General features: G+C 34.2%; 5 protein-coding genes and 1 pseudogene. 3 read left to right on the plus strand and 3 right to left on the minus strand.

Annotated features, from left to right (window positions below; all coding sequences use genetic code 11):
- Nucleotides 1-663 precede the first annotated feature (663 nt).
- Both glcS and DMP16_RS05935 read left to right on the plus strand, forming a co-directional pair.
- The gene (glcS, locus tag DMP16_RS05930; protein WP_083216417.1) at nt 664-2,361 is read left to right on the plus strand and encodes a glucose ABC transporter substrate-binding protein GlcS; all 1,698 of its coding nucleotides are present in this window, start codon (nt 664-666) and stop codon (nt 2,359-2,361) included.
- Between the two features lie 485 nt (nt 2,362-2,846).
- Nucleotides 2,847-4,064: a M20 family metallo-hydrolase gene (locus DMP16_RS05935; protein WP_069284383.1), complete on the plus strand. Its 1,218-nt coding sequence runs from the start codon at nt 2,847-2,849 to the stop codon at nt 4,062-4,064.
- A 303-nt stretch (nt 4,065-4,367) separates the two neighbouring features.
- Here DMP16_RS05935 and DMP16_RS05940 read toward each other — a convergent pair whose 3' ends face one another.
- Both DMP16_RS05940 and DMP16_RS05945 read right to left on the minus strand, forming a co-directional pair.
- Nucleotides 4,368-5,405, minus strand: coding sequence for an alcohol dehydrogenase catalytic domain-containing protein (locus DMP16_RS05940; RefSeq protein ID WP_069284382.1), 1,038 nt, complete (start codon nt 5,403-5,405; stop codon nt 4,368-4,370).
- A 137-nt stretch (nt 5,406-5,542) separates the two neighbouring features.
- A complete protein-coding gene (locus DMP16_RS05945; RefSeq protein ID WP_069284381.1) occupies nt 5,543-6,550 on the minus strand; it encodes a VOC family protein in 1,008 nt (335 codons plus the stop codon).
- 324 nt (nt 6,551-6,874) lie between these two features.
- Between DMP16_RS05945 and DMP16_RS05950 the strand changes: the two genes are divergently transcribed.
- Complete coding sequence (locus tag DMP16_RS05950; protein WP_069284380.1) at nt 6,875-7,801, plus strand: fumarylacetoacetate hydrolase family protein; 927 nt, start codon at nt 6,875-6,877, stop codon at nt 7,799-7,801.
- Nucleotides 7,802-8,378: 577 nt separating this feature from the next.
- Here the strand turns inward: DMP16_RS05950 and DMP16_RS05955 are convergent.
- Nucleotides 8,379-8,855, minus strand: a pseudogene (locus tag DMP16_RS05955) (amidohydrolase family protein); the annotation flags it as partial.
- Nucleotides 8,856-8,915 lie beyond the last annotated feature (60 nt).

Here is an 8,915-nt window from a genome sequence, read left to right on the forward strand (position 1 = left end):
TATTCAACGACTACATTATCTTTAGCTTCAAGCTCATGATAACCAGACACTTTACGTATTCTAGGATGCTTACCCTTCTTAGGGTTCTTTAACCAACTTTTGTATATTGCTATAGCATCCCTATAACAATCTTGAACAAGCTTAGGGTAAACTTTTCCTTTAAAACTTGATAAGTTCCCTTATGAACTTCCTTAACTAGGTTCTTTTCCAGTTTACTTTCCCCTTAACCAATCAAGTACATATCTTAAACCCCTCTCAGAGGCGAGATTGACTAGGGGAGTGGTGGGGGAGTCATAAGGCTAGCAGTAGCTCCGATTCCTAATCCACCCTTCTTACTAGCTTCCCTACTCACAAAAAGAAGAGAAAAAAGGAGTTTAAATGCCTTACTATCCCCGCCCTTAAAGGTGAGGCTTTCCTCATTTTGTAGCTATGGTCAACGCCAACCAGTTGATAACCACAATGATGATCGATACCAATGATCCCAATACCGTGTTTTTTTACCCTTCCATCTCATTCATATTATGATATCACATAGAATATGACTTGTCCCTAAATTCGAATTTATTTCTCAATCTAATTTATCCTTGAATAATTATAGACTATATTCGTCATAGAGAATTATCATAAAGGTTTATTAATTAACTAAACTTACTATAGTTTGCCATGAAACATAGTTATAGTTTAGTTAAGGGTTTATCATCAACACAAATAGCCATAATTGTTGCTGTAGTAGTAATAATTGTAGTTATTGGGGCAGTAGCAGGAGTACTACTAACAAGAAAACCAACAACAACAGTAGTAACAACAACAGTAACAAGCACAATAACAACAAGCACAACAACACCAGTAGTGACAACAAGCACAACAGGACCAATAGTATTCTACACATGGTGGGCAACAGAAGGAAAAATAGCCCTACAACACTTAGTACCAGCATTTGAGAATACAACTAATATTCAAGTACAACCCTATGTCGTGCCTGGAGCTGGTGGGACAAACGCTAAATACGCAATATTAGCTCTAATAGAGGCTGGAAAACCACCAGCACTCTTCCAGACACAGTTTGGTCCAAACACAATTAGTTATGCTGAGGCCGCGCCTAACGGTATAAACTCATTTGTAAATATTACACCTTATGTGCAGAAGTGGGGACTATTGAACAATACTATTTACGAGGTATTTCAGGTTGGTACTTATAATGGAACTATGCTCTCTGTCCCTATTGATGTTGAACCTGATGGTTTTCTATTCATTAATGCTCAATTATTAAGGGAGTATAATTTACCATTCCCATACAACTTTAGCACACTAATCTACGATACTGTACAGTTGGCAAACCATGGAATCCATCCATGGATAATACCAGGTGGTGATGGTGGATGGGATCAATTTGAATTGTGGTCAGCAATATTCTTATCATTGGCAGGGCCAAAGCTATATAACGAAATGACGTATGGAACTATAAACTTGGATAACGCTACAGTTCAAAAACTAATAAATGAGACTAATTATTGGTTCTTGAACTTCACATCCTACGATTACCCAGGATGGCAATCGATGACGTGGACGCAAGGGTTAACACTACTAATTCAAGGAAAAGCAGCTTTTCAAGTTAATGGTATATGGGTTACTGCATACGCATATGATTTTCTAAACACTACAGCATATCCCCCATTGCCGCAATACATTAATAACTCAAGCGTAGTGTTCATAGAATCACCATTCCCTGGAACACAGAACTATTATATGTTAGCAGTAGGATCAGTAGGCATACCAGTAGGTCCTCAAGAACAACAAGCTTTGCAACTAGCCCACTTCTGGACGTCATATCAAGGAATGGAAATATGGAGTAAGTGGAAAGGATTAACGTATTACAAAAACGCTACTGACTACTTTAACACTCCTGCACAATGGTATGAGTACCAACTATTGCTAAATGATTCTGGCCATCCGCAAGATTTCGTTTATTCCTTACCGAATGGAGGTGTATTCGCTGATGTTTTCGCACAAATCAACTCTGGATTACTAACACTACAACAAGTCGGTAATGCAGGTTTATCAGCTTGGAACTCAACACTAGTCTCAGCAATGCAAGAAGAGGAGAGTGAATGGCTAGCAGCAGCAAAACTAGGCTTAGGATACTTAGGATTTCCAAACCATCCATTTGCAAACTATTATCCACCATGGGTAACGAATCCAGCAGCATATGGGTTAAAGAGTAGTAAAAGTGATAACAACAACAGCTTCATGTGGATACCATTAATGTTAGTTCTGTTAGGATCAGTTACTTTAGTAAGTGATGTGTCGACAAGTAAAGGGTATTTCAAAAGACTTTTTAAAATCTTGCGAATTAATTCATGAATAAATTCAGAAATTTAACATTTTTTCTAAATTCAAATCTTTTTTGGCTTTATGCTATTTAAGAATTGGAAATTTTACAATCTTTCTCTCTTTAAGTTTAGTTAATATCTATCCTTATATCACTATTTTTATGATTATATAAACGTATTTGCCACTGATTTAAGTAATCTAAACAAATACGAAAGGTGTACTTAAGATCACAGAAATATATTGAACTATTTACTATATGTTCATGAAATAGATAAAGTACAAATGAAGAGAAGTAGAGATTAGAGAATTTTTATGTTAAAGACTCTTAACAGAATTAGTCAAATAAAGTTTCTATCTATGACGTTTAGAGATATATGATGAAGTAAAACTATGTTTGATTATATTTTAAAAATGAAATCAAGTTAAATTTTTGAATTAGAAGGAATATTTTTATTTATTTAAGGAAAGAATATACATGAAACTCAATTGCAATACAATCATAAGGTGTTCATTATATGTCAGAAGTTAAGAGAGATATAGAAAACTTAGGTAAGATAGGTAAGGATCCTAAAGGTGGTGTTTCAAGACCTGCGTTATCAGAAGCTGATATACAAGCTAGATTATACGTGATCGAGAAAATGAAAGAAACTGGACTCAAAGTTTACGTAGATATGGGTGGAAATATCATAGGAATTAGGGAAGGTGAGCTAAAGGAACCTTTCATATCAACTGGATCTCACGTAGATAGTGTCTTAAATGGAGGAATGTTTGACGGTGTTTTAGGAGTTGTCGGAGGTATACAAGTTATTAGAGAGTTTGTTGAAGATCATATTAAGACTAAATTCCCCACAGCAGTAATAGTATTTACCGATGAGGAAGGAAACTCTTTTACACCCTTTGCTGGAAGTAAATACTTTGCTGGGTTGATAAAGAAGGAGGAATTACACTCACTAAAGGGAAAGTATGAGAATATAAATTTTGCTGATGCCTTCAAACGTTTCTTAAATAATTTACCAAAAGATGTGAAAGTAATAGAGAAATTTCCGTATAAAATAATAAATCATTTTGAACTTCATATTGAACAAGGTCCAATACTAGAGAATGAAGGAAAACAAATAGGTATTGTAACGGGCATAGTTGGAATTTTAAGAATATGGATAGAACTTATAGGTAAGCAATCCCATGCGGGGACCACACCTATGAGTATGAGAAGTGATCCAATGATACCTGCTTCCGCAATAATTAAAAATGTAAGGGATAGCGTGTTAAAGTATAAGGATATGGTAGGCACTGTAGGTTATATTGATGTTTTCCCAAATGTGGTTAATGTAATTCCGGGTAGAGTAAATTTAGGGGTGGATATAAGGTCATTAGAGATTAAAGATTTAGACAAGATTAAGGATGAAATTATTGCTCATACTATGATTGAATCGGAAAGAGAGAAAGTTAAAGTTAATTTTACGTCTTATATTGAGGAACCGGCTCTATGTTCAAGTGAGAATATTTTTGCAATTAAGAGGGCTGTAGAAGAATTAGGCTATACATTTATGGATATGCCTAGTAGGGCAGGTCACGATTCTCAAATTATGGCTAAAATATCAAAGATTGGAATGATATTTGTACCCAGCAAGGGAGGGATTAGTCACGCTCCAGAAGAATGGACAGATTGGGAAGATATTCAAAGAGGTGTTAAGGTACTAAAGTATAGCATACTAAATATAATGAAAGGTTAATATTTTAAAAATCACTTTCATACTTTTTTCATTACAAGTAGGAATATTAACGTTAGTGGAATACATTTCAACTGGGCATAAGGCTAATAATGATATCTTGAAAAATTGAACTCAGATTGTCAAGACTGAGTCGTATTGCGGATTTTTAATAATTTATATTTCGATGACCGGTAGTATATAGTAAATTAAATTTAAATAATATATATCAACAAAAATGGTATAAATCAAGAAAAAGTAGTATCCTATCTGTATCGCTTATTTATAATTGATATAGTTTTCAAAATATCTTAAAATTGGCTATCATTAGCTAATTTTTATAAATTGCTTACCGTTCTTGTCTAAGACTTCTTTAAATGCTTCGTTAGCACTTTCTAGTTCGTATATTTTCCACGTCTTTACCTTTAATTTTTTATAATATTTAATCACCTGCTTAAATTCATGTAAACTACCTATTCTAGTACTTATTAGTGAGATCTCTCTTCCATATATTAATGGTAAAGGACCTAAAGTAACTTGAAGACTCTTATATCCTCCAAAGAAAACTAATTTTCCATTAGGTCCTAAAACTTCTATACTTTTATCCCAAACGTCAACACCAAGGGGATTAATAGATACTTCAGCCATTCTTCCATTAGTAGTCTTCTTCACGAGTTCAACTACCTCATCTGGTCTTACTACGTAATCAGCTCCAAATTCCTTAAGCCACTCCTTGTTTTGTGGATCTCTGGTGACAGCAACTACGTTTGCTCCTAACATTTTCGCAAATTGAACTGCAAACATTCCTACATTACCGGAAGCTCCGAAAACTACTACGGTATCTCCTAGTTTTACATTCGCCTTATTTAAGGCATGGTATGCAGTGGTAACTGAATGAGATAAACTAGTCGCTAACCCCCAATCCATATCGTCTGGAATGGGGAAAACATTAGTTTCGGGGACAATGGTATATTCAGCATATCCACCATTACTATTAATGCCTATATGTCCTACTTTTCTACATATTTGAGTGCTCCCTTGACTACACATATCACAAGTCCCATCAAATAATACCTCATATACAGCTACTCTATCTCCTTCCCTTATACCCTTAACGTGATCACCAACTCTTTCTACAAATCCAGAAAACTCAATGCCCAAAATGTGGGGCATAGGAGTTAAGGGAGGAGGGCTCTTCAAAGTGAATAAGGAATAAGGAAGATTGTTAACGATTAAGTATTCTAAATTAGTTATTCCCGCGAGTTTAACTTTTACTAATACTTCATGAGAATTTGGTTCTGGTGTCTTAACCTCTTCTAATCTTAAATTCTCAACTCCTGGACCGTGATATACTAATGCTTTCATCTTGATATTAGATTGTACTTCCTTACTTAAAAACTTTGTCAATGTCGCCTTAATTAATTTAGAAATATTATATAATGTAAAAAGAATAATATAGAAAATATTAAGGTGAAAATGAGGTTATTTTCCTAACAGTTTAGTCATATATTTACATTCAGCTTTTGCCTAATTATTTCCTTTAATTCGGTTTCTATTTTATTAGGAGGTATTGGTGTACCTTCAAATACTAATTCTCTTAAATGACCCCATGTAGTTAACCAATTAGTGTCCTCTTTAATATCCCATACTAACGGTTCCCAGTCCGGCACGAAATTCCAGTACCCTCCATGAGTTACTTCTATTATGTTACCTCCTGGTTCTCTAACGTAAGTTGAAATAGTATCCCCAGATACGGGATGTCTTAATGGACCCCCTATTACTTCAAGGCCATATTCTGTGTAAATATCTGCTGCTGTAAGAACATCAGTAACGTATTCGACAAAGTAAGTCAAGTGACTTAATCTACCTGGTATACCATGAGAATCCAAGGCAACAGCAATATCATGAGATGAACCACAAACGGTCATAAAGTAGGCTAAAGGCTTATTTCCATCCTTAACGTACTCGTTAACCTTAAATCCTAGAGATTTTAGGAGATTTACTGAATTAAGTAAAGACTCCTCATTATGTGCAAACACAAGTGTGTGAGATAAATCCTTTGCTTTTATACCATTTAATGGTTTCTTTCCTCTTACCTTAATCGCAGTTGTCCTTAATTCCCCTATTGGTCTAGAGATCTTCATATCCCAAACTATTTTCCCTATTTGTCCGGAAGGTAAGATAAATCTAAATCCTTTACCTACTCCGAGATCTGGTTCTCCCTCATCCCATCCTAAGCCTAATCCCTTAGACTCAATTATTTTAGCTGCTTTATATAAATCGTCTTCACTATCAGCCCTCCAAGTAATTTCTTTTATACCGTTAGTTTCACTCTCGGTTAACTTAAGACTATATGTATACCACTCTTGCCATCCCTTAAAGTACACGGACCTTCCCTTTCTCGCTACCTCATAAAGACCTAGTACGTCTTTGAAGAACCAAATACTTTCATCTAACTTTGGGGTTAATATCTCAATACTAACGAGTTGACTTAATAGTCTATTAGTCAAGGTTCGATTACCTACTACCTTTTTGATTTTTAAATTTAAAAATCTTTCTTGTGAATTCAAAGAGTTCTTTTATTAAAAGTTGGGCAATTTCATTTACGTCCATAAAAAATCTAAATATTAGATTTTGAGTGCGTCATTTATCATTTTTAACCATCTAGTTATTTCCACGGAAAGTTCATGATTGTTAGCCTATTTGATTTACATTATAAGAGTATTTAAGGTATTATTTACATAAATTAGATTGACACAATAAATAATTACGACCATGAATTATTGTTAAAACTCTAAAAAAGCTTTATAAACGTTTGAAACTACATTACTTTAATGGTTAAACTATTAACATTTTCCTCTAAGCAAAATGAGATAAGAAGAGTTGGTGCATATAAGGATGGGAAGGTAATCGATTTGGTAGAGGCTTATAGATTAATATACGAGGCTAAACCTCCGATCTGGTTTTATAATATGAAGGAATTAATCGAGGGCGGAGATCCTGCTATACAATTAGTAAAAAAGGTATTAGAGGATTTAAATGAGCTTAACGTAGACGAAAAGAAAGAGGTAATTTTTGAACCTAATAGTATATTATATCATCCTCCAATAGAAAACCCCGAAAAGATATTTCTATTAGCTGCTAACTATAAGGCTCATGCTCAAGAAACTAATTATAGCCCACCAAAAGAACCTTACATATTTACGAAGTTCAACAACACTTTAATTGGAAACAATCTACCGGTAATAATCCCCAAGTCATCTGAAAAGGTTGATTACGAGATTGAGTTAGCAGTAATCATTGGGAAAAAGGGTAAATACATTAATAGAAGAGATGCTATGAAATACGTATTTGGTTATACAATTGCAAATGATATAAGCTTTAGAGATAAACAATTTCCTACAGAACCCCCTTATGGTATGAGATGGGTTCACGGCAAAGGAATGGATGGAGCTTTTCCATTAGGTCCGTGGATAGTTACAAGTGATGAACTAGAGAACGTATATAATTCTAGGTTAACGCTAAAAGTTAATGGGGAAATAAGGCAAGACGCTTACGCTGAAGATATGATATTTAAAATTGACGAATTGATAGAGTACCTATCTGACGGAATAACTTTAAGCCCAGGGGATATAATATCTACCGGCACACCTTCTGGAGTAGCTTTAGCTAGTGGAAAGTATTTAAAAGAAGGGGATATGATAGAGGCTGAAATAAGTACTATAGGGGTGTTAAGAAATCCTGTAACGAGGGAAAAATAGTAGAATAATATATAAAAAGTTATCAAATTTTTGCGTTATACTAGTTAAGAGTTTTTACCTTTAGGAGATTATCTCAAAATCTATTAGCCTTAGATTTATGATAATAATGCCATATAGTAAAGTAAGTTATAACTATAAATTACCATTTACCTCCTTACGTACTAAAGAGAGTTCCTTTATGATTCATAGGGTTGTTATTTACCTTCATCACTTCATAGCAAGTTCTCCAGCCCTCTCTATTCATTCGGTATCTGACTTCCTCCCCGCCCTAAGAGGCTAGGTTGTCCTCATTGTGTCGCTATGTTAGGTTTTTAGCCGAATTATCCCTTGTATTTTTTCAAGTAAGATCCTCTATCTCTCCTTGAGATCTAAAAACATGTGTGCATATAAAGGTTTAACTTCCCTTATTCGTGTTTTCCCCTTCATTTTACAGTCTTAGACTTAAAAAACCTTGATAATTCCTAGAAGGACCAAAAACTTTGACCTTGATTTTTTCTTAATAGACCTAAAAAATAGGACAATGAGGAATTAGTACGATTACAGCGACTCAGCACTAAGATAAAAAAGGTTCTTTATTCTAAATTTTTAGGTTAAAAAGTTTCTTTGCATTTTCATAAAATACCTTTTCTTTTTCAGTAATCGTATCCTCTATATACTTTAGGAAATCAAGTGGTCTAGATACAAAAAATGGATGATCTGTTCCAAATACAATGTGATCACTTCCAACGGTTTTATACAGAAAATCTAAAGAGTCTCTAGTATACATTATAGTATCATAATAAACGTATTTCAACAGATCTTTTTTGATCGTAACCTGATCGTTAGAAAGTAAATCTATTCTCCCAATCTGGTACGGGACAAATCCTCCTCCATGAGGTATAACAATCTTTAAATTGTATTCTCTTAACTTATTTGAGATCGCTAATCTTGTTATTGTATATGTAGTTTCAAATGGAAAACTAACTATTGGAGCCATTAGTTCCTCTTTCAGAATTTTATCCAATGGCAATGTTCCAGGGTGCAAAAATACTGGTCTATCCAGTTTAGAAATCCTCTCTAGTAAAGTGTCTGGTTATCATGAGCTTGAAGCTAAAGATAATGTAGTCGTTGAATA

This window comes from Sulfolobus sp. B1 (assembly GCF_007050195.1).
In the GTDB taxonomy this organism is placed as follows: Archaea; Thermoproteota; Thermoprotei_A; order Sulfolobales; family Sulfolobaceae; genus Saccharolobus.

What these genes read in the sequence shown, in the direction of transcription:
- glcS (WP_083216417.1), top strand. Translation starts at nt 664, where the DNA reads ATGAAACATAGTTATAGTTTAGTTAAGGGTTTATCATCAACACAAATA.
- DMP16_RS05935 (WP_069284383.1), top strand. Translation starts at nt 2,847, where the DNA reads ATGTCAGAAGTTAAGAGAGATATAGAAAACTTAGGTAAGATAGGTAAG.
- DMP16_RS05940 (WP_069284382.1), bottom strand. Translation starts at nt 5,405, where the DNA reads ATGAAAGCATTAGTATATCACGGTCCAGGAGTTGAGAATTTAAGATTA.
- DMP16_RS05950 (WP_069284380.1), top strand. Translation starts at nt 6,875, where the DNA reads ATGGTTAAACTATTAACATTTTCCTCTAAGCAAAATGAGATAAGAAGA.